The 24,682-nt window shown below is 61.4% G+C and carries 26 protein-coding genes and 2 pseudogenes; 14 read left to right on the forward strand and 14 right to left on the reverse strand.

The genetic code is table 11. From position 1 onward, the window contains the following. Positions 1–26: 26 nt before the first annotated feature. The 5 genes from speD (at position 27) to C4900_RS14690 (ending at position 7,018) form a co-directional block, all read left to right on the forward strand. Entirely contained in the window at positions 27–428 is a 402-nt protein-coding gene (gene speD, locus C4900_RS14665; RefSeq protein ID WP_065971321.1) for an adenosylmethionine decarboxylase, read from the forward strand. Positions 429–452: 24 nt separating this feature from the next. Next, on the forward strand, positions 453–929 hold the full coding sequence (locus C4900_RS14670) for a pyruvoyl-dependent arginine decarboxylase (RefSeq protein ID WP_065971322.1): 477 nt from the start codon (positions 453–455) through the stop codon (positions 927–929). Then, positions 929–1,777 (forward strand): polyamine aminopropyltransferase, encoded by an 849-nt coding sequence (gene speE / locus C4900_RS14675; RefSeq protein WP_114283338.1) that lies wholly within the window; start codon positions 929–931, stop codon positions 1,775–1,777. The genes C4900_RS14670 and speE overlap by 1 nt, the downstream gene beginning before the upstream one ends. 397 nt (positions 1,778–2,174) lie before the next feature. Next, the gene (locus C4900_RS14685; protein ID WP_114283342.1) at positions 2,175–5,903 is read left to right on the forward strand and encodes a ribonucleoside-diphosphate reductase subunit alpha; all 3,729 of its coding nucleotides are present in this window, start codon (positions 2,175–2,177) and stop codon (positions 5,901–5,903) included. 14 nt (positions 5,904–5,917) lie between these two features. Continuing rightward, positions 5,918–7,018, forward strand: coding sequence for a ribonucleotide-diphosphate reductase subunit beta (locus C4900_RS14690; protein WP_267896461.1), 1,101 nt, complete (start codon positions 5,918–5,920; stop codon positions 7,016–7,018). 5 nt (positions 7,019–7,023) lie between these two features. On the opposite strand, the pseudogene C4900_RS17440 reads toward C4900_RS14690, so the two are convergent. Both C4900_RS17440 and C4900_RS14700 read right to left on the reverse strand, forming a co-directional pair. Next, positions 7,024–7,320, reverse strand: a pseudogene (locus C4900_RS17440) (hypothetical protein); the annotation flags it as partial. Further along, positions 7,266–8,390, reverse strand: coding sequence for a transposase (locus C4900_RS14700; protein WP_114283348.1), 1,125 nt, complete (start codon positions 8,388–8,390; stop codon positions 7,266–7,268). The gene C4900_RS14700 and the pseudogene C4900_RS17440, both read right to left, overlap by 55 nt. Here C4900_RS14700 and C4900_RS17445 point away from each other — a divergent pair. Further along, positions 8,366–8,623 carry a transposase gene (locus tag C4900_RS17445; RefSeq protein WP_114283566.1) on the forward strand — a complete coding sequence of 86 codons (258 nt, stop codon included), beginning with the start codon at positions 8,366–8,368 and terminating at the stop codon, positions 8,621–8,623. The genes C4900_RS14700 and C4900_RS17445 overlap by 25 nt on opposite strands. Here C4900_RS17445 and C4900_RS14710 read toward each other — a convergent pair. Together C4900_RS14710 and C4900_RS14715 are read right to left on the reverse strand one after the other, a co-directional pair. Next, positions 8,604–9,497, reverse strand: a complete 894-nt coding sequence (locus C4900_RS14710; protein WP_114282231.1) for an IS3 family transposase — start codon at positions 9,495–9,497, stop codon at positions 8,604–8,606. The genes C4900_RS17445 and C4900_RS14710 overlap by 20 nt on opposite strands. Continuing rightward, positions 9,494–9,790, reverse strand: a complete 297-nt coding sequence (locus C4900_RS14715) for a transposase (RefSeq protein WP_114282232.1) — start codon at positions 9,788–9,790, stop codon at positions 9,494–9,496. Before C4900_RS14715 ends, C4900_RS14710 begins: the two co-directional genes overlap by 4 nt. Before the next feature lie 70 nt (positions 9,791–9,860). On the opposite strand from C4900_RS14715, the pseudogene tnpA reads away from it, so the two are divergent. The 4 genes and pseudogenes from tnpA to C4900_RS16110 all read left to right on the forward strand — a co-directional run. After that, positions 9,861–10,088 (forward strand): annotated as a pseudogene (gene tnpA / locus C4900_RS17450) (IS200/IS605 family transposase); the annotation flags it as partial. Between the two features lie 143 nt (positions 10,089–10,231). Beyond that, positions 10,232–10,510: a type II toxin-antitoxin system RelB/DinJ family antitoxin gene (locus tag C4900_RS14725; RefSeq protein WP_170132558.1), complete on the forward strand. Its 279-nt coding sequence runs from the start codon at positions 10,232–10,234 to the stop codon at positions 10,508–10,510. Beyond that, positions 10,482–10,811 carry a type II toxin-antitoxin system YafQ family toxin gene (locus tag C4900_RS14730; protein WP_114283352.1) on the forward strand — a complete coding sequence of 110 codons (330 nt, stop codon included), beginning with the start codon at positions 10,482–10,484 and terminating at the stop codon, positions 10,809–10,811. Before C4900_RS14725 ends, C4900_RS14730 begins: the two co-directional genes overlap by 29 nt. A gap of 252 nt (positions 10,812–11,063) precedes the next feature. Then, a complete protein-coding gene (locus tag C4900_RS16110; protein WP_170132559.1) occupies positions 11,064–11,474 on the forward strand; it encodes a hypothetical protein in 411 nt (136 codons plus the stop codon). A gap of 322 nt (positions 11,475–11,796) precedes the next feature. On the opposite strand, the gene C4900_RS14740 is transcribed toward C4900_RS16110, so the two are convergent. The 6 genes from C4900_RS14740 to C4900_RS16115 all read right to left on the reverse strand — a co-directional run bounded on the left by C4900_RS14740 (position 11,797) and on the right by C4900_RS16115 (position 16,500). Further along, positions 11,797–12,609 carry a slipin family protein gene (locus C4900_RS14740; RefSeq protein WP_065971413.1) on the reverse strand — a complete coding sequence of 271 codons (813 nt, stop codon included), beginning with the start codon at positions 12,607–12,609 and terminating at the stop codon, positions 11,797–11,799. A gap of 516 nt (positions 12,610–13,125) precedes the next feature. Next, the gene (locus tag C4900_RS14745) at positions 13,126–13,755 is read right to left on the reverse strand and encodes a transglutaminase-like domain-containing protein (protein ID WP_065971412.1); all 630 of its coding nucleotides are present in this window, start codon (positions 13,753–13,755) and stop codon (positions 13,126–13,128) included. Between the two features lie 470 nt (positions 13,756–14,225). Then, complete coding sequence (locus tag C4900_RS14750; protein WP_170132560.1) at positions 14,226–14,651, reverse strand: Fic family protein; 426 nt, start codon at positions 14,649–14,651, stop codon at positions 14,226–14,228. A 562-nt stretch (positions 14,652–15,213) separates the two neighbouring features. Beyond that, positions 15,214–15,573, reverse strand: a complete 360-nt coding sequence (locus tag C4900_RS14755; protein ID WP_065971402.1) for a hypothetical protein — start codon at positions 15,571–15,573, stop codon at positions 15,214–15,216. A 129-nt stretch (positions 15,574–15,702) separates the two neighbouring features. Next, positions 15,703–16,317, reverse strand: coding sequence for a transglutaminase-like domain-containing protein (locus C4900_RS17455; RefSeq protein ID WP_114283357.1), 615 nt, complete (start codon positions 16,315–16,317; stop codon positions 15,703–15,705). 9 nt (positions 16,318–16,326) lie between these two features. After that, the gene (locus C4900_RS16115) at positions 16,327–16,500 is read right to left on the reverse strand and encodes a hypothetical protein (RefSeq protein WP_170132561.1); all 174 of its coding nucleotides are present in this window, start codon (positions 16,498–16,500) and stop codon (positions 16,327–16,329) included. Positions 16,501–16,978: 478 nt separating this feature from the next. Here C4900_RS16115 and C4900_RS14765 point away from each other — a divergent pair, with 478 nt between their 5' ends. Next, positions 16,979–18,025 carry a ribonucleotide-diphosphate reductase subunit beta gene (locus C4900_RS14765; RefSeq protein ID WP_083996046.1) on the forward strand — a complete coding sequence of 349 codons (1,047 nt, stop codon included), beginning with the start codon at positions 16,979–16,981 and terminating at the stop codon, positions 18,023–18,025. 75 nt (positions 18,026–18,100) lie between these two features. Here the strand turns inward: C4900_RS14765 and C4900_RS14770 are convergent, their stop codons facing one another. From C4900_RS14770 to C4900_RS14780, 3 genes are all read right to left on the reverse strand, one after another. After that, positions 18,101–18,979 (reverse strand): hypothetical protein, encoded by an 879-nt coding sequence (locus tag C4900_RS14770; RefSeq protein WP_114283359.1) that lies wholly within the window; start codon positions 18,977–18,979, stop codon positions 18,101–18,103. A gap of 45 nt (positions 18,980–19,024) precedes the next feature. After that, the gene (locus C4900_RS14775; RefSeq protein WP_065971400.1) at positions 19,025–19,669 is read right to left on the reverse strand and encodes a YceI family protein; all 645 of its coding nucleotides are present in this window, start codon (positions 19,667–19,669) and stop codon (positions 19,025–19,027) included. A 164-nt stretch (positions 19,670–19,833) separates the two neighbouring features. After that, entirely contained in the window at positions 19,834–20,328 is a 495-nt protein-coding gene (locus C4900_RS14780) for a MarR family winged helix-turn-helix transcriptional regulator (protein ID WP_114283361.1), read from the reverse strand. Between the two features lie 241 nt (positions 20,329–20,569). On the opposite strand from C4900_RS14780, the gene C4900_RS14785 reads away from it, so the two are divergent. From C4900_RS14785 to C4900_RS17460, 3 genes are all read left to right on the forward strand, one after another. Continuing rightward, the gene (locus C4900_RS14785) at positions 20,570–20,968 is read left to right on the forward strand and encodes a peptidoglycan-binding domain-containing protein (RefSeq protein WP_083996044.1); all 399 of its coding nucleotides are present in this window, start codon (positions 20,570–20,572) and stop codon (positions 20,966–20,968) included. 106 nt (positions 20,969–21,074) lie between these two features. Then, the gene (locus C4900_RS16120) at positions 21,075–21,344 is read left to right on the forward strand and encodes a hypothetical protein (RefSeq protein WP_170132458.1); all 270 of its coding nucleotides are present in this window, start codon (positions 21,075–21,077) and stop codon (positions 21,342–21,344) included. After that, positions 21,275–21,445 (forward strand): peptidoglycan-binding domain-containing protein, encoded by a 171-nt coding sequence (locus tag C4900_RS17460; protein ID WP_170132562.1) that lies wholly within the window; start codon positions 21,275–21,277, stop codon positions 21,443–21,445. The genes C4900_RS16120 and C4900_RS17460 overlap by 70 nt, the downstream gene beginning before the upstream one ends. Positions 21,446–21,559: 114 nt before the next feature. Here C4900_RS17460 and C4900_RS14795 read toward each other — a convergent pair whose 3' ends face one another. Next, positions 21,560–24,673 carry an efflux RND transporter permease subunit gene (locus C4900_RS14795; protein WP_065971397.1) on the reverse strand — a complete coding sequence of 1,038 codons (3,114 nt, stop codon included), beginning with the start codon at positions 24,671–24,673 and terminating at the stop codon, positions 21,560–21,562. Between the last annotated feature and the right edge of the window lie 9 nt (positions 24,674–24,682).

A 24,682-nucleotide genomic window follows, 5' to 3' on the forward strand; every position in this document is an offset into this window, starting at 1 on the left:
CGGTAACAGAATTGGAGGGCTTGCCCATGCGCTCACTTGGACATCAGATTGTGGCCGAGTTTTATGGATGCGACAAAGCGCTTCTGAACGACGTCGCATACATTCGGAACCACATGCTGGAGGCCGCCGTGAAATCCGGCGCCACTATCGTCACGGAGACGTTCCATCACTTTTCCCCGCACGGGGTCTCAGGCGCGGTCATCATCGCCGAAAGCCATCTGGCCATCCACACATGGCCCGAATACGGTTATGCGGCAGTCGATCTGTTCACCTGCGGCGACTCCGTTTCCGCGGAGACCGGCTTCAATCACCTGCGCGAGGCCCTGGTCGCCGGCCATGTGTCGACCATGGAGGTCCACCGCGGGCAGATCGACATGATGTCGGTGGCCGAGGACAAACAACCGGCCATGAAGCTCGCGATCGGCTGATCCGCCCCGAAGATAGGGTTTGCCATGATTATCAAGACACCTACGTCCCACACGTTCGTGACGGGCTCGAGTGAGGGCTATACGCCCTTGAATGCCTTCGACGGCGCCTTGCTGGCCGCCGGCATCGGCAACACGAATCTCGTCAAGATGTCGTCCATCGTCCCTCCCGGGACCCGCGAGGTGCCGATCACGGAGCTCGTGCTCCCGCCCGGCGCGCTCGTGCCCGTGGCCTACGCCGCCATGGAATCCGATATCCCAGGTTCCATGATCTGCGCAGCGGTGGCGGCGGCCTGGCCGACCGATCCCGCAAAGCCTGGGCTTATCATGGAATACCATGCCCATGGTCACCGCGAGGATGCGGAGTCGGTAGTGCGGCGCATGGCCGAAGAGGGTATGCGCAAGCGCGGCTGGGAGGTAAAGACCCTGAAATCGATGGCCATCGATCATCGCGTCGAGAAGATCGGCGCGGCGTTTGCCGCCGTGGTGTTGTGGGACCTCTGATGGACAAGGCCGGTTGGTACACGGAGGAATGGGCAGACCAGGGATCGGCGATCTCGCTGCGCGTGAAGGACAAGGTGCACGATGAGCGATCGCCCTATCAGCATATAGAGATCTACGAGACCGAGACCTTCGGGACACTCATGACCCTGGATGGTCTGGTCATGGTGACCGATCGCGACAACTTCGTGTATCACGAGATGATGTCGCACCCCGCGCTTTTCACCCATCAGGCACCGCGCCGGGTGCTCATCATAGGCGGCGGCGACTGCGGAACCTTGCGCGAGGTTCTAAAGCACGACGAGGTGGAACACGTCGATCAGGTGGAGCTAGACGAGCGCGTGACACGCGTTGCGGAACGGTTCTTCCCGGAACTATGCGCGGCCAACGACGACCCGAGGGCGCATCTTCATTTTCAAGACGGTATTCGCTGGGTCGCGGACGCCGAGCCGGGATCCTACGACATCATTATCGTCGATTCGACGGATCCGATCGGCCCGGCCGCCGGGCTTTTCGGGCAGGCCTTCTACGCCGACTGCCATCGGGCGCTCAGGGCCGACGGCATCATCGTGGGCCAAAGCGAATCGCCACTCTTTCATGCGTCTCTGATCAAGGCCATGCACGAGGCCTTGCGCGGCGCGAATTTTCTGGACGTCGCCACCGTCCACTTCCCGCAATGCACCTACCCGTCGGGCTGGTGGAGCGCGACCATGGCGCGCAAGGATGCGACGCTCGCGGGCTTTCGCGAACAGGCCTGCCACGAACGCGCCTTCGCCACCCGCTACTACAACGCCGGCATCCATCAGGCGGCGTTCGCCTGCCCGGAATTTTTGTTCAAGACCCTGCTCTAGGCTTAAAGCACGCTGCTCATCGCCCGACGTCGCGGCAATAGCGGACCGGCGGGCAAGACCGGGGTGCGACCAGGGCGCGCAAGGATGCGACGCTCGCGGGCTTTCGCGAACAGGCCTGCCACGAACGCGCTGTCGCCACCCGCTACTACAACGCCGGCATCCATCAGGCGGCGTTCGCCTGCCCGGAATTTTTGTTCAAGACCCCGCTCTAAGCCGAGGACGCCGCTCATCGCCCGGCGGCTGCCGCCCAGCCCCGGGCGATAGTGGACCGGCGTGCTAGGTCTTGTGCATTAGGCTAAATTTATTCCCAACATCTTGTTGTTGATGTTGATCAAGGCCGCTCGCTTGCAGTAGACTCCTGACCTCGTATTCGCTTTCCCCAAGGAGACCTGGCCCCATGGATTACGCGCAATCGTCACAGGCTTCCCCAGGCACGGCGGTCGTCGAAAACGGCCTACGCGTCATTCGCCGCAACGGGCATGCCACGCGGTTTGACCCCTCCAAAATCGCGATCGCCATCACCAAGGCCTTTCTGGCGACCGAGGGCAACTCAGGGGCGGCCTCGACGCGCGTGCGCGAGATCGTAGCGGGACTCACAGACCAGGTCATCGCCGCGCTGACGCGCCGGCTCCCCGGCGGCGGCACCGTGCACATCGAGGACATCCAGGATCAGGTCGAGCTTGCGCTCATGCGCAACGGTCACCACGAGACCGCCCGGCGCTACGTCCTCTACCGCGAACAGCGCGCCCAGGCGCGCGCCAGCGCCCAGGCCACGGCGCAGGAACCCGAGATTCACGTCCGTACCGCCGATGGACGCAGCGTGCCGCTCGACCGGGCCCGGCTCAAGGCGGTAATCGATGAGGCCTGCAGCGGCCTGCGCGAGGTCTCGGCCGACGCTGTACTCCAGGCCCTGCTCCGCAACCTGTTCGACGGAGTCGACGAACGCGATGTCATGCAGTCGGCGATCCTGAGCGCCCGGGCGCTGGTGGAGACGGAACCGAACTACACCTATGTGACCGCGCGCCTGCTGCTCGATGTATTGCGGCGCGAGGTGCTCGGCCGGTCAGTGACCCATGGCGAAATGCGCGGCGAATACGCGGAATACTTTCAGGCCTTCATCCGCGAAGGGGTGGAGGCGGAACTCATCGACCCGCGGCTGACCGAATTTGACGGCACGCGCCTCGGGCAGGCACTGAAGGCCGATCGTGACCTGAATTTCACGTATCTCGGTCTCCAGACCCTGTATGACCGCTACTTCCTGCACCGTGAAGAGCGACGTATTGAACTACCGCAGGCGTTTTGGATGCGCGTGGCCATGGGGCTTGCCTTGAACGAGGTGGACCGGGAGACGCGCGCCATCGAATTCTATGAGATCCTGTCGACCTTTGATTTCGTGTCGTCGACCCCAACCCTGTTCAATGCCGGCACGCTGCGTTCGCAGTTGTCGTCGTGCTACCTCACGACGGTCTCGGACGACCTGGATGGCATCTATAGCGCCATCAAGGATAACGCGTTGCTATCGAAATACGCAGGCGGACTGGGTAATGACTGGTCGCGCGTGCGGGCCTTGGGGGCGCGCATCAAGGGCACCAACGGCAAATCACAGGGCGTGATCCCGTTCCTCAAGGTCGCCAACGATACCGCCGTGGCGGTCAATCAGGGTGGCCGACGCAAGGGCGCGGTCTGCGCCTATCTCGAGACCTGGCATCTGGACATCGAGGAATTCCTCGAGCTGCGCAAGAACACCGGCGATGACAGGCGGCGCACCCACGACATGAACACCGCGAACTGGATACCGGACCTGTTCATGGAGCGGGTACGCGCGGGCGCCGAATGGACGCTGTTTTCGCCGTCGGACACCGCCGACCTGCACGATGTCTACGGTGCGGCGTTCCGGGCGGCTTATGAACGCCACGAGGAGCGCGCGGCGCGCGGCGAACTGAAGCTCTTCAAGAAGGTCCGGGCGCTCGATCTGTGGCGCAAGATGCTGTCGATGCTGTTTGAGACGGGCCACCCGTGGCTTACCTTCAAGGACCCCTGCAATCTGCGCAGCCCTCAGCGCCACAGGGGGGTGGTCCACAGCTCCAATCTATGCTGCATGACCGCCGACCAGCGGGTGGTGACCGATCGCGGTTTACTGACCGTGGGCGAGCTTTATACCCTGGGCGGTAAGAACCGGGTCGTCGGGCTTGACGGGGTCTACGATGCCTCGGAGATGTTGCGGCCGCGACCCAATGCGCCGATCGTCCGTATAGAAACCGCGGAGGGCTACCGCCACAAGGTCACACCGGACCACAAGGTATGGGTGAAGGACCGCGGCTGGGTCGAGGCGCAGCACTTGAAGCCCGGAGACCGCCTGCTCGTTCAGCAACGCGAAGGACTGTTCGGGCCCATGCACAACCCCGAGATCGCCTTCGTGATAGGGCTCATGACCGCGAGCAGCGCCTACGGCCGGCATCGCATGGTGACCGAACTCGAGGCGACGCGCTTTGCCTATATCGGCAAGGCGCGCATGGTGGCGGTCTCGCACGAGACCGGAGAGACCCATGAGTCCTGGCACGAGACCCACGACGAGCGCGATCATGCGCACGTCGGCATCCCGGAGCTCATCTGGAAGGGCGACAAGGAGACGGTAACAGCCTACCTGCGCGGCCTCTATCAGGCCGGGAACGGGATGATCAAGAATCTCACCCTGGCCTCCTACGACCAGCCGTTCATCGAAAGCCTGCAGATCGTGTGGGCCAACCTCGGCGTCGAGACGCATATCCAGCAGATCGATAAGGCCTACTGGCGGCATTCGCTCTTCCGTCTGATCATAAGCAGCAGCGAAGGCCATGCGATAGCCGCGTCCGTACTTCAGGTGGGCGAGGAAGACTTCCCGTTGAACCATGGCGACAGCCCGCACGTGAGCGACAAGCAGCGCGGCTATGCGACGTTCACCAAGCTCACGCCGCTCCCCAATGAGGACGCATACTGCCTCATGGTGGACTCGCCGACCCATGCGTGGACCGTCAACGGCCTGATCACGAAGAACACCGAGATCACGCTCAATACCTCCGACCAGGAGATTGCGGTCTGCAACCTGGGCTCTGTGAACCTCGCAGCCCACGTCGGCAATGAGGGCGGCATGGATATGGCGAAACTCGGGCGCACGGTGCGTACCGCCATGCGCATGCTCGACAACGTCATCGACATCAACTATTACTCGGTGCCCCAGGCGCGTGCCTCCAATCTGCGCCATCGGCCGGTCGGTCTCGGGCTCATGGGCTTTCAGGACGCGCTCTACAAACTGCGCCTGCCATATGGCTCGGACGCAGCAATGACCTTCGCCGACCGCTCCATGGAGGCGGTCAGCTTCTATGCGATCCTCGCCTCCACCGAGCTTGCCAAGGAGCGCGGCGCCTATCCGAGCTATGAGGGATCGCTGTGGAGTCAGGGGATCCTGCCCATAGACAGCATCGCCTTCGTGGAGGAGGCGCGTGGCGGATCGCTGTCCATGGACCGGGGCGTCGAGCTCGACTGGACGCCAGTCCGCGAGGCGATAGCGCAGCATGGGATGCGCAACTCGAACTGTCTGGCGATAGCGCCGACCGCCACGATCTCGAATATCGCCGGGGTCGCGCAAAGCATAGAACCGACCTACCAGAACCTGTTTGTGAAGTCGAACTTGTCCGGCGAGTTCACGGTCCTAAACGAACATCTGGTTCGCGACCTGAAAGAGCGCGGCCTGTGGGACCCGGTGATGGTCAATGACCTCAAGTATTACAACGGGCGCGTGCGCGGCATAGACCGCCTGCCAGACGACCTCAAGGCCCTGTACGCCACCGCCTTCGAGATCGAGCCGCGCTGGCTCATCGAGGCCGCGTCGCGCCGCCAGAAGTGGATCGATCAGGCACAGAGCCTGAATCTCTACATGGCGGAACCGTCGGGGCGGAAGTTGTCCGACATGTATATGTTGGCGTGGGAAAAGGGCCTGAAGACCACATATTACCTGCGCACTCTGGGCGCCACCTCGGTGGAGAAGTCGACGCTAAACGATGGGGCCTTGAACGCAGTACGCGGTTCGGCGCCCGAAGCCCCCAAGGCCTGCGCTATCAATGACCCACAGTGCGAGGCATGCCAATAAATCAGGAGGAAAACATGCTGGATTTTGACGGCACACCGGCCACGGCCAATGCCCCTCAAGGGGGCGTCACCGGACTCGAGGACCTGAAGATCGGGTCGGGACGGGTCCAGGTCGACGACAAGCGCATCATCAACTGCCAGGCCGATGTCAATCAGCTCGTGCCCTTCAAGTATCAGTGGGCGTGGCAGAAGTACCTGGATGCCTGCGCGAACCACTGGATGCCGCAAGAGGTGAATATGTCGCGCGACATCGCGACCTGGAAGGACCCCAACGGGCTCACCCCGGACGAGCGCACCATCATAAAGCGCAATCTCGGCTTCTTCGTGACCGCCGACTCGCTCGTGGCCAACAACCTCGTGCTGGCGATCTATCGGCACATTACCAATCCGGAATGCCGGCAGTACCTGCTTCGACAGGCCTTCGAGGAGGCGCTGCACACACACGCCTATCAGCACATCGTGGAAAGCCTCGGCCTCGATCAAGGCGAGATCTTCAATATGTACCGCGAAGTGGCGTGTATATCGGACAAGGACGTGTTCGAGCTCCAGTTCACCCGCGAACTCATGAATCCCAACTTCTCGACGGGTACCGAAGAGAATGACCGGCGCTTCCTGCGCAACCTGATCGGCTACTACGTGATCATGGAGGGCATCTTCTTCTATGTCGGCTTCGTGCAGATGCTGTCGTTCGGCCGGCGCAACAAGATGATGGGTGCGAGCGAGCAGTTCCAGTACATATTACGCGACGAATCCATGCACTTGAACTTCGGCATCGATCTCATCAACCAGATCAAGATCGAAAACCCAGCGCTCTGGACCGAGGCCTTTCAGAACGAAGTGGTCGACCTCATAAAGCAGGCGGTGGCACTCGAGTACCGCTATGCGGTCGACACCATGCCGCGGGGGGTTCTCGGTCTGAATGCCGCCATGTTCGACGATTACCTCAAATTCATCGCCAATCGGCGTTGCCAGCAGATCGGCCTGCCCGTCCAGTATGAGGGTGCAACCAATCCCTTCCCGTGGATGAGCGAGGTCCTCGACCTGAAGAAGGAGAAGAATTTCTTCGAGACGCGCGTGACAGAGTATCAGACCGGCGGGGCGCTGTCCTGGGAGTGACACTCTCACCCCGCTAACGCCGGTAAGCTTCTTGCCGACTGACACGGTTCATGGGCATGCTCCAGGGAGCCCGCACAAACATCCTGCGGCGCTGGATTCCGCGATTCAGCCAGACAGCGTCCGCCATTGACCTGCGGAAGGCCTATGTCCAGGCGACTACACCGCCAAGACCGCAAAGGTCCTGGACGGTGATACGTGATGCGCTTCGGAAACGGCACCACTTGACCAAACGCCCGCGGGTGCCTATTCACCGCGCCGACGACATCCCGGTGGCCTTCAAGGCCACAGGCCTGGCACCGCGAGTTTCGCCCTTTGGGCTTGTGACGGTGGCCGCATGCAGGACCCTAGCCCTGCGGGTGGCTATGCCGGCGGGATGTACCACACTCATCCCCGGTGACGCATGGGCCATGCGACCCACAAGGCATGATACGGTCTTGTTCGGACTTCTGTTGCAGGTCATCGATGTCCTTGGCCGTACTCCCGCTGGCTCAGGCGCTGGTTGTGGGGACGGCCGCAGCGGTGGCGGCGCACGCCGTCCGGGTTGCCGACAAAAAAGGGCCTCGATGCCGCGCTCCTTGCAGAAATCCCCCACCTGGCGGGTGCCCTTGTGGCGTAGGTCGCGCACCTGGCGCTTACATCGCAAGGTGCGCTTTGCCCGGGTCCGCCCGAGCTTGCGCCAGCGCCGGGAGCCCTTTTGGCAGCGGGAGCGCTTCTTCTGGATTGCACCGAGCTGCTTGCTGTGCAGGCGCTTCAGGGAGCGGATCCCGCGTCCGGAGACGGCCAGGGCCTCGCCGGTATTGGTCACCACGGCGGCCTGATGGATCTGACCGAGATCCACGGTGGCGTGCTTGTAGGTAGACTCCAGCAATGGCCTTTCTTTGGTATCGTGAGCGATGCAGATATGCAATTCCTGGTGCACCCCGTTCCAGACGATTGTGCAGGCCCGTTTTTCGGTAAGCCATGCCGGTTTCGGCACAATCAGGGAGGGACGTCCCCGCCCCATGGACAACACCATGCGTCTCTCTTCCCGGTGCATGGCCTGGGCTGACCACATCAACGGATAGAGGTGCTTGTCCTTGTAAGGATAGCGGATCTCCGTCCGCCCCTGGTTTCGGAGCTTCTGGGCCGTATCCCCGTTCGCCAGAAAGGCGTGCGTACCCATTTGCACGGACTGGGAGTGCAGAGCAAACCGGCCTTTGGTCGCTTTTTGCGGGACGTCGCGATTCGGCCATGGGCCGTGTTGTTGGCGGGCCTCCCGATGGATATCACGACATACCATCCACACCCGCGCGGCCTCCCGTTGGCCTTCGCGTATCGTGGCGGATGGCCGCTTGCGAAGGCCCTTGAGTGAGACTATACGAACACGGTCCATGGGGGGGTAGTCTAGCTAGCGGCCTAAATGGCGCTCTACAAACCGGTAAACCCCGGTGGACACCCCACCAAATCGCCTATAATTTCGTAGGGATACCGAAGGATCGGCGCAAGATTCCCACAGGCGAAGTGGAAGCAGCCTGCAAGAAGCTCATCGAGGAATGCTGCACCCAACATGGCTTTACTTTACTCGCTCTGGAAACTGAAGTGGTCCCTACGCAGCGGACCTCATAGACGGGTCTTGATCTGGGTGTTGCATTCTGCGCGCATACTCGTTGGGCGACAAGTATCCGAGTGATGAGTGCAGGCGGACAGGATTGTAGAATCCGTGGATGTATTGCGCGATCGCTCTGTGGGCGTCCTGTTTTGTCGCATACGGCTCGGTCGCTTCTTCGGTCTTCAGTGTTGCGAAGAAGCTCTCCGAGACCGCATTGTCCCAGCAATTTCCCTTGCGACTCATGCTGGCCACCATGCCAAGTGCGCCGAGAGCGTTGCGGAAATCATCGCTGGCGTACTGGCTGCCGCGGTCGGAATGAAACACCGTACCGGATGGCGGTGTCTGGAGATGGCAGGCATTGCGCAGCGCATTGAGCACCAGCTCATCGGGCATGCGATCCGAGAGGCTGTAGCCGAGCACCTGGCGTGTCTGTAAGGCGATAATCACCGCCAGGTACAGCCAGCCCTCACGAGTGGCAACGTACGTGATGTCGCTTGTCCAGGCCGGCACGGCTGTGTCGACGCTAAATCGCCTCTGTAGGACGTTCGGGGCGATGGCGCGCTGATGGGCACTGTCGGTCGTGCGCGGCACAAAGCGCCCTTTACGCACGCCTCGCAAGCCTTCCTCGCGCATCACTCGATGCACACGTTTGGGGTTGATGCGCATGCCCTGTGCGCGCAGGGCATGCGTGAGGCGCCGGCGACCATAGCGGCGCCGGCTTTCCTCGTGGACCTGTATGATCGCTGCACGCAACGGAGCGTCCGCGTCGCTCTGTGGCGCACGTTCTCGGGCCTGCCAGGCGAAGAATCCCGACGTCGATACCTCAAGTACCCGGCACATGAACCCGATCGGGTAGTGAGTCCGCTGCGAGGCGATATAGGCGTACTTCACTTGGACTCCTTCGCAAAGTACGCTGCGGCTTTTTTTATGAAATCGCGCTCCATGCGCAGCTGAGCATTCTCGGCTCGAAGCCGTGCATTCTCAGCTTCCACATCGCTCACAGGACGGCGCTTCCCGTCCTTGGCGAACCCTGCTCCATCACGCGAAATGCGGATCCAATTAGCCAGCGTCTTGACCGAAATACCGAGCTTGCGGGCAGCCTTTGCCGCTCCGAGGCTCTCTGCCAATGACACTGCCTGCGCCTTGTAATCGGCGGTATATTGAGCACGAACCTGACGTTCCATAGTGACCTCCAAGTGGTTGGTTTAATCCATCCATTAGAGGTCCGTCAACGGGGGACCACTTCAAACGGACGTTGACCATGGGCATTGCCTCGTTTCCGCGCCGCCCCGATGGTCTCCGGCCGTTATTGTCGGTTTACTCAAGGGATATACTTCTCGCCATCTGCGAGCACGCTTTCCCAAACTCAAGCGACAATGGGGAAAAGAGCCGCTATGGACACAAGCCTATGACGTAGGTACTGCTGGGAGCGTGTCCGCCGCGGTGATCCGCCGATACATACAGGGGTGCCAGGGCCAATAGGCGCTCTCACCCCCATCCCCTAAAGGGGATGGGGATTCCCGCGCTATTCTTTAAACGTAGGGAGCATAAGAAGAGGCTCCTCCCCCATTGCGCGTGGTGTCCATGTGCGATACAATGTATCTCGAACGTGAAAGGGGGCTGGTATGGCTACTACCGCAATGGTCCATGTCCGCGTGGATGAGAAAATCAAAGCACAGGCCACGGAGACATTGGCGGCGATGGGTCTGTCCGTTTCTGACGCCGTGCGCGTGTTTTTGATGCGCGTAGTCGCCGACAAGCAAATGCCATTCGCGCTTAAGGTGCCGAACGCAGAAACCCGTGCCGCGATGGACGAGGCCGACGAGATTGCGCGCACGCGCCGCGCTCGCTTTGGCGCGGCTTCCGAGCTTTTTAATGACCTTGAAAAAAACAGCGGCCAGTAAGCGCGCCCCGCTGCCACGTGCGGCGGACTATACAAAATCTTTCCTGAAGGATTGGGAGCGATTGTCTCGGTCGGGCCGGTACGACATGAACCGGCTCAAGGAAGCGATGTTGCTGCTGATTGCCAACGATGGCCCACTTGGTCCCGAGTGGCTCGATCACCCGTTGTGTGGTGACTGGGAGGGACATAGAGAATGCCATATCGGTGGTGATTTTTTACTGGCCTACAAGTGCGATGACGGCGGAAAGCATGGCTTGATTGTGTTTGTGCGCACCGGCACCCACGCCGAATTGTTCGTGTAACCAAGCATACGTATGACCTCTCTTAAGACGATGGCCACGCCAATCCGCTCCTTGACGCGGTAAGCCGCTGCGATGAGGCCGAGGGGCGCCGATCCTCTCGTGGCATACACATGTGAAGCCCTTCCCTCACACCTTGCGCCTGCACGCAGAGACCATCACGTCCCACGGCTCCGGACCTTCGCCCCGCTCCTGAAGCATGTCACACGGGACTACTATCGGCGGCCTGCCATCGGCAACAACGATGCCTATGCCATGCAAAATCTGGCCGAGCGTTTGTGTCAAGTCTTCGCCCGGCGTCGCCATGCCGTACGCCAACCCATAATCCGCGTCTTTGTGCCAGAAAGCCGCGGATTTCCATGGTTGTCAACAATTACGGGCAGACGAGGTAGTACACCTCACGCAGCTCGCTTATTTGTTATGCGCAGCGTAATGTTTTGCCGCTTCCTCACGATAATGGGCGGCGTGAACGCTGTGCGCGTACGCCAGATGCGCATGGTGAGCCGCCTTCTCGTGCTGCCCGGCGTCATGATGCTTGGCCGCTTCCGTGTGATGCTTTGCGGCCTCGGTATGGTGTTTCGCGGCATTTTTATGGTGCTCAGCGCCTTCATGCATGATCTGTACTCCTTAATTGGCTACTTCGATGGAAAGGCATATTGGGCGTAACCGTAGCGCTCCCGTAGGTGGGTCTGGTGTCAGTGGAGACAGCGTGCGCCCAACCTGAAACCACTAGGCACAACATCCGCTCGTATCGCCAGGGACACGTGAATGCTCCCGCTACGCAGTAGTCTGTCAGCAGAATACGATAAAAGTTCGCCGGCGTACGCATTTTAAACTTGGTGTTGTGTGCCAGGCGGTTTTCGACAAAGTCTCAGGAGAGGTCGGCCGAAATGTAATAGAACGGCAAATGACCCCCGGATGGGGACTGAAATCCCTGAGATATCAAAAGAGCGCGGGACCATGCCTTCCGATCTTTCCCTGCCAGGGCCTACGCGGTAGCGGGGGGAGGAGTTATGACCGCGGCATGGCGGCTATCCGGTGTCGAGGCGGCGTGCTCTATGATCTCCAGGAATGGTTTGACAAGGTCGATGGGCATGGGAAATATGACGGTGGAATTGTTTTCCCGGGCAATTTCGCTCAGGGTTTGTAGATAGCGAAGCTGCATGCCGCCTGCGGCAGAGGCCAGGATGTTGGCGGCGTTTGTGAGGGTCTGCGCTGCCTGGAACTCGGCGTCAGCATGGATAACCTTGGCGCGACGGTCGCGTTCGGCCTCGGCCTGTTTGGCGATGGCCCTGATCATATTGTCGGTCAATAGGATATCGCGTACCTCCACGTTTATGACCTCTATGCCCCAGGAGGCGACCTGGGTTTCGAGTATTGCTTGGATATCGGCATTAAGCTTGTTGCGTTCGGCGAGCATTTGATCGAGTTCGTGTTTACCGATGACAGAACGGAGAGTGGTTTGCGCAAGCTTGCTGGTGGCCGAGAAGTAATCTTGGACGTTAATGAACGCCTTAGCAGCGTCAACGACACGAAAGTACAGGACCGCATCAACCTTGATGGAGACGTTGTCTCGGGAAATGGCCTCTTGGACTGGTACATCGTGCACTTGAGTGCGGAGGTCGACGCGCACTTTACGCTGGATGAGCGGTAAGACGATAACAAGGCCCGGGCCCTTGATCTGCGAGAAGTGCCCGAGTGTAAAAACGACGACGCGCTGATATTCATAGATGATGTTAAGAGACCAAAAGACCAGGATGGCAACGAGAAAGACCAGCGCAAGGATTGGTTCAAAGATCATGGGGTGCTCCTTAGGCAGTAGCTGCGGCCCACAGCGACCGGGTGTATGGCAAGCCGCGATGGGCTTGTTGGCCATTTGTGGCGGCATAACCCATATAGGATAGACCTCAAAGGGATTATGCGGTGATCGTGTGGCCTTTCAGGAGGCTTGTGAAGACTTGCGGGCAGATGGCGCCCCCTGATCCGTGCCGACCATCGCCGCGCCGCAGGGTCTCGACACAGGCGCCGGCCTCCAACCGCCAAGGACTCGGCTCATTTCTGCTATCAATTCAGGAGCCGGATGTATTGGAGCCGCCCAATCCGGATTCCAAAGTCGGAGACGATCTTGCCATGCAGGGGGTGTCCGTATATCAGGCAAAAGGCCGCTACAGGTGCGAAGCGTACGCTCACCACTCCCTTGGGTTTTGCCTCGCGCGTTTCACGGCATACGCCGACTCGGGCGCGGCGGGTCGAGGCGGCATTGCGGAGGCGGCATGGCCCGACGGCAGTGGATGGCCGGCGTTCAGACCCTGAGGCATCACGCCGCGCGTGTCCGCTCCCGCAGGTGATCGGCTGTGGGTGGGGCGGCATCGATGGGCCGCGCGAGATACTGCGACAGTTTAGTCAGGCCCAAGAGATCACCCAGCACCTGCGGCCAGGGTTGCGCCCACACATCCGGATAATCCCGCTCACCCTCATGGACCGGCGTGAAGGCGAGGCTTTCCGTGCCCGGCGTGAAGAGGCATTCGACGCCGGGTTTGGTATTGCCGCGGGCGTCACAACGGTACCAGCCGAATCGGGGAAGCCAGACTGCGGCCAAGCCGTGCGTTGCGTGACGATCGAAGTCGGCGCCATCCAACCGCAGGCGCTGGTAGCAAAAGCCCGAGGGAAGACCGCAAGCCCGCCACAGCGCGACCAACAGATGGCTTTTCCCAAAACACAGGGCGCTGCCGGTATCGAGAACCGCAGAGGCCGAGATCGGTATCCCCTCGCGCGCGAAATCCACGCTATGCTGAATCTCGTCGCGCACGAAGGTAAAGCAGCGCTCGGCGGTCGCCACGGGATCATCGCGGGTGAGTTGCTCGGCGACCCAGCGGACCCGCGGGTTATCCCCATCGACCACGGCATCCATTCGCAGAAAGGCGTTATGCGGCTCATGAGTGTCCATGGTGTATCCTATCGCCGGTAACGGGTTTACGAACAAACAGCGCCCTTGCGCCTCGAGTTCGCCAATGATGTCGGCCATTATAGCAATATTCCTTCGGGCCGGGCGATCGGCGTCGCCGGTACGCCATCGCGCGCACGGCATGTTAACTCGCGCCCCCATGGAGCCATTTCATTCGCGGCCTAAATTCCGGAAGGAAATCATCCATGGCGCGGGCACGGATTTGAAGGTTGATATCGAAGAGCGCGGGAGTAAGGGCTTATGTCCGTAAACTGCTGTAAATAGCGGACGATCACGACCGTCGGCACCCCGCTCGTTTAATCTGGCGATGGCCGAGCCGACAATGGGGCGCTTTGATTCTCAGGCTCCCATTTTGCCTGATTCGGCGATGCAAAGGCGTTGCGCGCCTTCAACCAGGCCGTGAGGCTTACGAAGGCTTGCGCGAATGGAATACTCGACGTGATATCCGCGGCCTACCTGAACATCCGGATGACCGGTATGGGATCGCCGTTCGAGAACGCGCGCAGGGCCAGGATATAGTCTTCACGAAAAACCGTGGGGATCATCAGACGGATTTTGCCCGATCGGCCGAGCATATTGCTGGCGGCAAGCCTCGTGATCCGGCCATTGCCATCCAGAAAAGGACGGATGCTGACCGTTGATACCGCACGAAACACGGCGCGGTCAAAAGGCTCCTCCAGAGCGTCCCCGATCTCCCACGCCGCGTGCAGCGTCCCTTCAACATGAACAGGATCGGCGAACCAAGTAGAGCCCGCACGATTTGCCTTGTCTTTGAACTGCCCAGGCCGAATAGACCCCTTATCTTTATGTTCACCAAACCGCGCATGCCAGTATTTCAGGTTCTCCAGAAACTCATCAGGGGAGCGGTCCTCTCGCAAAAACACCTCGGGCGTGGCATAGAGCGTATAGAGCGCCCGAATGTCGTGCCCCTCCTTGGTTGCCCGGCCACCACCCTTTCATCCAAGGCGATATCGTGGGCATCTTCGGGAGTGAATTCGGTTCCCTCGATATAATTGCTGAAATACGACTCATAGAAAGCAAGGTTGAGAAAACGATTGTCCCCTATCACAGGGCGCGCCGGAAAGTTGGGCAATCCGTCTCCCCAGAGGGTTTCGTTGCCATGAATGCCGCGGCGCAATTGCTGTGCCAAACCCTCGAACAGCACCACCCGTTGGTGATCGATCAAAGGCGACAGGAAGAGCGGCTGACGCGCTGCCTCGGCACGCTTTTTTGCATGAGACGTTTAACAGACCGCTGTTCATGCGTCCATTTCCCGGCGGCGGCAACGACAAGCGCCACACCTTGCAGAAAACCGTCTGCCATAGCTTGGGTGGCGGAATTGCGCGCCAGAAAATCCGCGATGGCAGCGGGATCCGCCGGCTTTGACCGGCCAATGGCCCGGATGACTCGACGCGGTTCCAGGTTTTTCAGAACGGCCTGTCACGGGGACGAAGCATAAACGCCACCCAGATGCACATCGCTGGCCAAAGGAGCGGGTCCGGGCGTCGCAACGACCACCAAGCCGGGCAGGTTATGGATGTAATTCTCGGAAAGGGCGGGGTCCGTGACGACGACTAGGCCCTCGGAGGCCCCAAAATCAGGGAGGATCGCGCTGCGATGGGAAATCACAGCACCAGGACGCAGATAGGCTAACACCCGGACCACATTCTGACGGATCTGGACCGCCGGATCCGTCTCCAGGTCCGACGAGTAAATGCCGCTCGAGAGTCGCCGCAGCCGTCCCGCTTTTTCGTGATTCTCGAGCATCTTGCGGTTGGTTTCATCCCGGAATACCAACATGACAATACCCCCCCGTTTGGGACTTTTTCCCGGGTCCGCGGCCTTATTATGGGACGTATTTCCTGTTTTGCTACGTGATTATGGGATTTTTTTCCGGTTTGGTGTAAGGCACGACGTATCATACCCGACTCAACGCCCTGTCACGGATACTTCGTGACTGCTCCCCGCCCTAAATGGGCCATAAGCCATCCGGTCTATCGTTCTGTCTTGGAAGACGTGGCGGGCCCTTGAGGACGCGCCTTGCCGGGGGCGCCCTCTCCGGCAGAAGAGGACCTGGAGAGGACCGCGGCGCCATGCGACGCGCTTACCGACGCGCGCGTGCCCGGAGCCTCGGGCGGGCCGGCGTCGATCGGCTGAGCGAGATAGTCGGACAGGCTCGCAAGACCGCTGAGACCCGCCACAACCTCCGGCCAAGGCTTGGACCAAATGTCCAAATATAAGGGGGTCATATTCGCCGTCATGGGTCGGGGTATAGGCAAGGCTCTCCGTGCCGGGCGTAAAGGCACAGTCGATACCTTCCTTAGTGTTGCCGCGGGCATCGCAGCGATACCAGCCGAACGCGGGTAACCACACTGCGGCCAGCCCATGCGTCACATAGAGGCCACCGTCTGTGTCGAACAAAAGGCGCTGGTAACAAAAGCCGGCAGGAAGACCGCAGGCCCGCCACAAGGCGACGAGAAGGTGACTCTTCGCCAGACAGAGACCGCTGCCGGCATCGAGGACCGCGGAGGCCGAAACGGGCATCTCCTCCCGCTAGAAATCGACGCTGTGCAGAATCTCGTCACGCACGAAGGTAAAGCCGCGCTCGGCGGTGGCAACGGGATCCTCCCGGGTAATCTGCTCCGCGACCCAACGGATCCGCGGATTATCCCCGTCGACTGCCGTGCCCATGCGGAGAAAGGCCTTATCCGGCACATCCTGCCCCACGAGCGTATCCCCCTGTCGATACCGGCCATGCAACGAGACGCACAACGGGCCGCGTCCGTCCGCGCCCTGAAGTAGTGCGTATAATTTTATGTGAGCCCAGGCCTTGGCGCCATAAAAGCGGCTTGGGGCTGCGCCCAGCCCCTAATGGACCGCTCGCACACCGAAAAACTTGTCCTCGAGCGGGGTTTAGCGGATGCTCGCCGGCAAGGGCTCGAGGCGAAAGGAAGGGCGCGCATTGCACCGGCCGGCGATACCCTCCCAGAGACGGGGGAGCGGGGGGTACGCGCTCACACGGCGGGCAAGCGGCGGGGCCCAAGGGCCTCTTGATCTATCGCAACACGCAACGCCGCGCGAGCGGTTTTACTTTCTAGTCGAAGGCCGCGCCGAGTCGGTTCGTGCCTTGTGTGCGGACCACAGACGCACCCCCCGAAAGCGGGCGCCTTCCTGTCAGATAACGAACCGGGAGTCGAAGAACGCGATGAGCATGCCTTCCGTTACCACGCTTCTGGGCCCGCAAGGCGCGCCACCCTACACCATCCTCACCGCACCGGCCCGGCCCGAACCGGGGAGCCCCCATCGCTACCCCTGGGCCTGGCAGAAGTATCTCGACGCCTGCGCCAATCATTGGATGCCGCAGGAGATCAGCATGGAGCGCGACATCGCGCTCTGGAAGAGACCCCATGGCCTGTCCGAGGACGAGCGGCGCATCGTCAAGCGCAACCTCGGGTTCTTCACAACCGCGGACTCGCTCGCGGCCAACAATATCGTTCTCGGAACCTATCGTCAGATCCGTGCCCCGGAATGCCGCCAATACCTGATTCGACAGGCCTTCGAGGAGGCGATCCACACGCATTCCTATCAATATATCGTCGAGTCCCTGGGCCTTGACGAGGGTGAGGTCTTCAACGCCTATCGTGAGATCCCGTCGATCCGCGACAAGGACGCCTTCCTGCTCCCCCACATTGAGGTCCTGGCGGCACCCGGCTTCCAGACTGGGACGCGCGAGACCGACGCGGCGCTTTTGCGCTCGCTCATCGTCTTCGCGGCCATGATGGAGGGGTTGTTCTTTTATGTCGGATTCGCGCAGATCCTGGCGCTCGGACGCCAGAACAAGATGGTCGGTGCCGCCGAGCAATACCAGTACATCCTGCGCGACGAATCCATGCACTGCAACTTCGGCATCGATCTCGCCAACCAGATCAAGATCGAGAATCCCGAACTATGGAGTCGCGACTTTCAGGCCGAAATCCGGGACCTGATGCGTACCGCGGTGGATCTCGAGTGCGCCTATGCCACCGATACCATGCCGCGCGGGGTACTGGGGCTCAATGCCAACCAGATGCATCAATACGTCATCTATATCGCCAATCGCCGCTGCGCCCAGCTGGACCTGGCGGAGATCCATCCCGGGACCCCCAACCCCTTTCCGTGGATGAGCGAGATGCTGGACCTGAAGAAGGAGAAGAACTTCTTCGAGACGCGCGTGACGGAATACCGAACCGGCGGGGGACTGGCCTGGGACTGACACTGGTAGCCGGCGTGATGCGCCATGGCACGATGCGCGCGGTGAGGCCCAAGCCCGCACCGCGCGTCGCCCCACTCAGTACCCGCCGCCCCCCATGTGCGAGGCCCTGAAGGCGATACCGACCGCGACCACCACGGGAATCGACGCGGCAATGGCCGGTGCAAGCACCGGCCAAGGCTGTTTGAATGGGTAGCGGCGGATAGCGACGCTCGTGGCGAACCCGACGATGAGAGACGCCACGAACGCCACGATGATCCCGGCCCCTGCCCCCGCATAAAAACGCAGATCCAGTGCCAGGGCGCCCAGCACGAAGGCGGTGGTGGCACGCCCCGCGTCGGATAGGCCCGGGGTTCCGCTGAAGCCGGCCAGGATCACGGTGGCCACAAGGGCCACAGCCAGCGCAGCCGCGAGCTCGCCCAGCAGAATACTCCCGGAGAGCGGCGCCACCACCGCAAGACCGGCCGATGCGATGAGAGACACGGCGGCGAATGGCCAGCGACCGACATCGCGCACGCCCGAGATGACCCAGAGCGTGGACCACACCGCGGCTGCGGCCGCCCAAAGCGGCACGGCCACGAAGGGAGGGTCGCGCCCGAGAATAGGCCAGAGCAGGACCGCCGTGGCGATGGCGGCCACCAGGATCGGCAGGGCAATCACCATGAACGCGGCGCCGATCCGGCGTGCCAGGGGTGTGGCAACCGCCAGCGCCACCACAAACCACGGCACCCAGGACAATACCGTCGCGGGCGGAAACGTGAGGTCGCGGTAGACCGCGAAATAGCTGGCGAGGAAGGCCGCCGGGACCGAGAGCCCGGCGAGACCGCGCCAAAGCCAAGGAGCGCCCGCGGCCAAAAACCGGGAGGACATGACGGTGAGCCCCGCCACCACCCCTGGCACGAGAATGACGCGCAGCAGCTGGGATTTCACGAACGATGAATGGATCAGTGCCCACATATAATGTCCCCCAATGCGCCGGGCAGGCCGGCCGCCCTACGCCCCTTAACGCGCCGTGCGCACGCCCTCGATATTCACGTGCAGATGCACGCGGTTGGCGATCATGCCGGCGTAAGCCGCCATGCCAAACGCGCTACGGCGAATGGTGGTCGTGGCCTCGTAACCGGAGAGGTAACCACCCCAAGGCTTGGGTAGGGCCGCGACCTCTCCGGCACCGATCTCGCGGACATGAAATACCACCGCACGAGTTACGCCGTGCAGGGTGAGCCGCCCGTAGAGAAGGCCCGCCCTCGCCCCCTGCGGCATGAAACGCGTACTGTCAAAGGTGATGGTCGGGAACTCCCGGACATTGAAGAAATCCGGGCCGCGCAGATCATGATCGCGCATCGGGAAATCGGTATCGATGCTGGACGCCGCGATGCGAATCGCCACCGTATCGCGCGATGGCGCGGCACTATCGAAGGTGTAGGTGCCGGACATCTTGTCGAAGCGTCCCACGACCACCGCAACACCGGCGTGGCCTATGGTAAACCACGCCAGGGAATGGTTCGGGTCGACCCGGTAGGTCCCGTTGGGGCTGTCCGTCAGACGATGGTAGCGCGCCGCATGCGCGAGCGGCACGAGCCCAGCGGAGACGAGACCCGAGACGAGGGCCGCGCGGCACAGGGCGGATATTCGGGATGAGGGCATGACTGTTCTCCTTTAAGTTGAGATGTGAATCCACCGGGCCCGGATTACGGCCCTTGCCGACCGTCCGGCGGGTCTCGCTACAAGCCCTATCTATTCTTATACAGATAGTCTGTATCCAAACTACTACTACGGAGACGTATTGTCAATGTCCAAACTATCGCCGCTCAAGGTTCGCGAAATCGCTCTCGCAGGCGGCGTAATTCCCGGCGCGTCCGGTCGAGATCGTCGGGGCTCATATCGAGAAAGACACGCTTTAGGTGCTGTATGTGCATCGGGAAGACACGCGCAAACAGGGCCTCGCCCGCGCTCGTCAAGACCGCATGAAAGCTGCGGCGATCCCCGCTCGGGACCTTCCGAAACACCAGTCCTTTGGCCTCGAGACGATCGATGATCCCGGTTAAGGTTCCCTTGGTGATCAAGGTCTTGCGGGCCACATCGCTCAACGGAAGACCTTCGGTGCGACCGAGCGTGGCGATGACATCGAACTGCGCCGGGGTGAGGCCCAATTCGCGGACGTGGGCCGCCGAGTAATTGGAAAAGGCATGGTAGGCCTCCGCGAGCTCACGCAGCACGCCGAGAAAAGGTTCGCGCGCCGCAAGCTCGGTCATGCCCACGAACGATGCCGATGCAGGCGCCTCCTGCGAATCCCTTTTTGGCATGGTCCACCCCCGATAGTTTTTGTGACGACAGTCTAGTCACGAATTATCGCATGAAAGGGCGATCGCGTCAGGCGACGCGCGATAAGGGGCATGGAGGACCTATGGGGGATACCAGGGGGCCGCCGTTCCCGTAGCCTTGGAGCCCGTGGCCCCCAAGCCGCCAGCGACGTCGCCCGTTGCGCATCACACGGGTCGCGTTGGTCAACGGTGTTCCGTGGGGACTCAACTCAGGAGAAGGACCATGTCTCGATTGCGTATCCGATTACTCACCAAGCGCGCGCTCCTTGGCGTCGTGCTCGCCAGCGCCTTGCCAGCCGTCGCCTTCGCACAGGCTGGAGGGGCACAGTCGTCGTCACAGGCGGGGGCGGCAAGCGGTCATCCCATGATGGGACACGCGGGGATGGGCGCGCCCAAGACCACCGGCGCAAACCCCATGACCGGCAGCACCGGTAAACCAGGCGGGAGCCCATGGGTAAAGTCCATACAAGCGGCGCTTAATCGCAAGGAACACGCCCATCTCGCAGTCGACGGCAAGATGGGCCCAGAGACACGAACCGCTCTGGAGAAATTCCAGAAGGCCCATGGCATCAAGCCGACCGGCCGCCCCAACAAGGTGACCGAGAAGGACCTGGGACTCTAAATCGCCCCCAGGGGTACAGCGGCTACCCGATGCGCGGATAGATGCGCTCGGGGGCCTTGGTGCGTCCCGCGTTTCTCAGAGCATGCGGCCTCAAAGAGAACCGTCCATGCCTCCCCACTTCATCGCATCATTCGCGACACGCGCGCGGCTCGGTATCGCCATTGCCGGGGCCCTGCCGACCGTTGCCTTTGCCCACGACGGCGCGCATGCGGCGCCCCCGACGGGGGCCATGAACGGCCCCATGCACGAACATCCCATTGCCGGGAAAGGGCCCATGACCGGCGCCGCCGCGCCCGGCGGGAGTCCTTGGGTCAAAGCAACCCAGGCGTCTTTAAATCGCGCGGAGCACGCCCACCCGCAGTCGACGGCAAGATAGATACGGCGACCCACGCCGCCCTGAAGAGGTTCCAGAAGACACAGGGCCTACAGATGACCGGCCGCGTCAACAAGGCCACGTGGCGCGCGCTGGGTCTGTAGGCCTGCTGGAAAGACCGGCCGGCTTACGCGCGGCCTTCGCGGTTTTTCATCAACCCGGCCCCAGGCGGGCGTAAGCCTTCCGCCGACCCTGGCGCGGGGTGCGCGCCCCGCTCGCTACTCGGGGCGCGGCAGCGCGCCTTGCCCGCCCCCACCCGTAGCACCATGGTCCGTATCGTCGCGACGATGGTCCTTGCCGAGCAGCATGTACATCGCCGGGACCACGAACAGCGAGAACAATGAACCAAGGCTAAGTCCCGTAAAGATCACGAGACCGAGGGCAAAGCGCGCAGCTGCGCCCGGACCGGTTGCGAGCAGCAAGGGGATCACGCCCACGACCATGGCCGCGGTGGTCATGAGGATCGGCCGGAGACGGATGGACGAGGCCTTCTCCACGGCCTCGCGCTTGCTGAGGCCCTCGTGACGTTGCGCCTCATTGGCGAACTGCACGATCAGGATACCTTGCTTTGTGATCAAGCCGATCAGGGTGATGAGACCCACCTCGGTATAGATATTGATCGTGCCGAGTCCGAGGCTCAAAAAGATCAGTGCGCCGCTGATCGACATGGGGACTGTGACCATGACGATGAGTGGATCGCGGAAGCTCTCGAACTGGGCCGCGAGCAACAGGTAGATGAGCAGGATCGCCAGGAAAAAGGTGAGCAGCAGACCATTGCGCGTGTGCATGAACTGCCGCGACTCACTCGCGTAATTGATGGTGAATCCCTGCGGGAAGATCCTGTGCGCCTGGACGCGCAGATAGGACAAGGCCTGCCCCATGGTCACGCCGGGCATCGGCACCGCCTGAATCGTTGCGGAATTCAGCTGGTCGAATTGCGGGAGATACTGGGGCTCGACCTTGGTCGTAAGCGATACCACAGTCGACAACGGGATCATGTGGCCGCCCGCCTGAAGATAGAAGCTCTTCAAAAGCCCGGCATTAGCGCGGAAGCGGTCGGAGACCTGTGGAATCACCTCGTAACTGCGGCCCTTCAAGTCGAAGCGGTTGATGTAGTTGCCGCTCAAGAGCGGCTGCAGGTTGGCGGCGATGGTCTGCATGTTGAGGCCCAGGGCCGCCGCCATGCTGCGCCGGATATGTATGACGATCTGCGGGTCATCATAGCGCAGATCCTTGGCAACATAGGCAAATAGCCCGCTGCGCTGGGCAATGCCGACCAGGCGGTCGGCGACCGTGTCGATCTTCCGATAACCCGCATTCCCCTGGATAACAAACTGCACGGGCGGGCCGCCCGCCGATCCGGGAAGTGGCGGCCTCTGGAACACCGCAAGCTGCAGGCCCGCTATGTGCGAGACCTTCTTCTGGATGATGGGCTGGAGCTGCATCGTAGTGATGGAGCGCTTGCTCCAGGGCACGAGATGCATACCGGCCATCATCTGGTTGCTCCCGGCCCCGGTGGGGGAGAAACCGGTGATCATGAAACTCTTGTCGTAGACCTTGAACTGCTCGAAGTCATGGATGATCTGCAGCCCGTAGGTACGCAGATAGCGAGTCGTGGCGGTCGGTGGCGCGATACCGGCGACGAAGATGACGCCCTGATCCTCTTGGGGGGCGAGTTCCTGTTTGGTCGATGTGAACAGGAAATAGACGCTTGCCAGCATGACCGCCGCAAAAAGGTAAATGGCCGGCAGGTAATCGAGGCTTGCGTGCAAGAGGCGAATATAGCGTGCTCGCAGGGCCTCGAAACGCTCATCCACCAGGCGCGCCCAGCCATGCGAGGGGTTCTGTTTCAGGACCCGCGCACTCAACATCGGCGAGAGCGTCAGGGCCACGAGCATGGACACCAGCACCGCCGCCACCAGCGTAAAGGCAAATTCCGAGAAAAGGCTTCCAGTGAGACCGCCCATGAAGCCTATGGGGGCGAATACCGCCACGAGCGTAGTCGACATGACGACGATCGGTGCGAGCAGCTCGCGCCCCGAGAGCAACGCGGCGTCTATCGGGCTTTTGCCCTCCTCGATGTGACGGTGGATATTCTCGACCACGACGATGGCATCGTCCACGACCAGACCTATGGCCAGCACGATGGCCAGCAAGGTCAACAGATTGATGGTGAAATGCATCATCCACATCAAGAGGCCGCCGCCTATGATGGACAAGGGGATCGCGATCGCCGGAATCAAGGCCGCGCGCAGCGAACCCAGGAACAGGAGGATGACGAAGATCACCACCACCAGCGTGATGCCGATCGTGGTGAGGATCTCATGCAGGGACGCGGTTATATAAGTGCTCGCATCGTAGGGGATATTGGCCCGCAGGGTCGGCGGAAACTGCGCCTTCAGGTGCGCGAGTTCGCGGCGCACGCCGTGGGCTACGGTCAACGAGTTCGCCGACGGCGTGGGCTGGATGCCGATATAGGCCGCCGTCGTGCCGTTGAAGAACGCCTGCGAGGTGTAGGTCTCGGCCCCGAGCGTGACACGCGCGACATCCTTCAATCGCACCAGGGTGGGGCCATTGCGGGCCACGATGAGATTCTTGAAGCCACGAACGGTCGATAGATTCGTGGTGGCGGTTATAACCTCCCCTATCGTGGCACTGCGCGTGCGTCCGACCGCCGATATGTAGTCGTTGGCAGCGAGCGCCGCCGCCACCTGTGCGGGCTGAATGTGGAGCGCCGCCATCTTCACCGGGTTTAGCCACACGCGCATGGCAAAGGTATTCCCCGATCCGGTCCCGGCCGGCACGATCTGCGCCTCACTGACACCGGGCACCGAGACCAGACTCGGCTGTACCACGCGCAGCAGATAATCGGTGATCTGCTGCTGGGTCATGTGAGGGCTGTAAAAGGCGATATACATGAGGTCTGTGGTATCGCCGACAGTCACGTTGATGACCGGAAGCTGACTGCCGGTCGGCAGCTTGTTCACCACCTGCTGGATCTTCGACTGAATATTGGCAACCGCCGCATTGGGGCTGTAGTTCAACTTCATGTAGGCGGTGATGGTCGAGGCCCCCTCGGCGCTGACGGAGGTCATGTAATCGATGCCCGGGGCGGTGGCGATCACGCGCTCCAGAGGCGTAGTCAGGAACCCCTGAACGGTCTGCGGGCTTGCGCCGGGGTAGACGGTGCGGATGACCACGGTAGTGTTGGTCATCTTCGGATACTCACGGACCGTCATCCCCACATAGGCACGCACGCCGAGCAGGAAGATGACGAGGCTCAAGGCCGTGGCCAGGACCGGCCGCCGGATAAAGAAATCGGTAAAGGTCATACCACCGCC

This window comes from Acidiferrobacter thiooxydans (assembly GCF_003333315.1).
In the GTDB taxonomy this organism is placed as follows: domain Bacteria; phylum Pseudomonadota; class Gammaproteobacteria; order Acidiferrobacterales; family Acidiferrobacteraceae; genus Acidiferrobacter; species Acidiferrobacter thiooxydans.

What these genes read in the sequence shown, in the direction of transcription:
- speD (WP_065971321.1), top strand. Translation starts at nt 27, where the DNA reads ATGCGCTCACTTGGACATCAGATTGTGGCCGAGTTTTATGGATGCGAC.
- C4900_RS14670 (WP_065971322.1), top strand. Translation starts at nt 453, where the DNA reads ATGATTATCAAGACACCTACGTCCCACACGTTCGTGACGGGCTCGAGT.
- speE (WP_114283338.1), top strand. Translation starts at nt 929, where the DNA reads ATGGACAAGGCCGGTTGGTACACGGAGGAATGGGCAGACCAGGGATCG.
- C4900_RS14685 (WP_114283342.1), top strand. Translation starts at nt 2,175, where the DNA reads ATGGATTACGCGCAATCGTCACAGGCTTCCCCAGGCACGGCGGTCGTC.
- C4900_RS14690 (WP_267896461.1), top strand. Translation starts at nt 5,918, where the DNA reads ATGCTGGATTTTGACGGCACACCGGCCACGGCCAATGCCCCTCAAGGG.
- C4900_RS14700 (WP_114283348.1), bottom strand. Translation starts at nt 8,390, where the DNA reads ATGGACCGTGTTCGTATAGTCTCACTCAAGGGCCTTCGCAAGCGGCCA.
- C4900_RS14715 (WP_114282232.1), bottom strand. Translation starts at nt 9,790, where the DNA reads ATGGAACGTCAGGTTCGTGCTCAATATACCGCCGATTACAAGGCGCAG.
- C4900_RS14725 (WP_170132558.1), top strand. Translation starts at nt 10,232, where the DNA reads ATGGCTACTACCGCAATGGTCCATGTCCGCGTGGATGAGAAAATCAAA.
- C4900_RS14730 (WP_114283352.1), top strand. Translation starts at nt 10,482, where the DNA reads ATGACCTTGAAAAAAACAGCGGCCAGTAAGCGCGCCCCGCTGCCACGT.
- C4900_RS16110 (WP_170132559.1), top strand. Translation starts at nt 11,064, where the DNA reads ATGCAAAATCTGGCCGAGCGTTTGTGTCAAGTCTTCGCCCGGCGTCGC.
- C4900_RS14740 (WP_065971413.1), bottom strand. Translation starts at nt 12,609, where the DNA reads ATGATCTTTGAACCAATCCTTGCGCTGGTCTTTCTCGTTGCCATCCTG.
- C4900_RS14745 (WP_065971412.1), bottom strand. Translation starts at nt 13,755, where the DNA reads ATGGACACTCATGAGCCGCATAACGCCTTTCTGCGAATGGATGCCGTG.
- C4900_RS14755 (WP_065971402.1), bottom strand. Translation starts at nt 15,573, where the DNA reads ATGTTGGTATTCCGGGATGAAACCAACCGCAAGATGCTCGAGAATCAC.
- C4900_RS17455 (WP_114283357.1), bottom strand. Translation starts at nt 16,317, where the DNA reads ATGCCCGTTTCGGCCTCCGCGGTCCTCGATGCCGGCAGCGGTCTCTGT.
- C4900_RS14765 (WP_083996046.1), top strand. Translation starts at nt 16,979, where the DNA reads ATGAGCATGCCTTCCGTTACCACGCTTCTGGGCCCGCAAGGCGCGCCA.
- C4900_RS14770 (WP_114283359.1), bottom strand. Translation starts at nt 18,979, where the DNA reads ATGTGGGCACTGATCCATTCATCGTTCGTGAAATCCCAGCTGCTGCGC.
- C4900_RS14775 (WP_065971400.1), bottom strand. Translation starts at nt 19,669, where the DNA reads ATGCCCTCATCCCGAATATCCGCCCTGTGCCGCGCGGCCCTCGTCTCG.
- C4900_RS14780 (WP_114283361.1), bottom strand. Translation starts at nt 20,328, where the DNA reads ATGCCAAAAAGGGATTCGCAGGAGGCGCCTGCATCGGCATCGTTCGTG.
- C4900_RS14785 (WP_083996044.1), top strand. Translation starts at nt 20,570, where the DNA reads ATGTCTCGATTGCGTATCCGATTACTCACCAAGCGCGCGCTCCTTGGC.
- C4900_RS16120 (WP_170132458.1), top strand. Translation starts at nt 21,075, where the DNA reads ATGCCTCCCCACTTCATCGCATCATTCGCGACACGCGCGCGGCTCGGT.
- C4900_RS14795 (WP_065971397.1), bottom strand. Translation starts at nt 24,673, where the DNA reads ATGACCTTTACCGATTTCTTTATCCGGCGGCCGGTCCTGGCCACGGCC.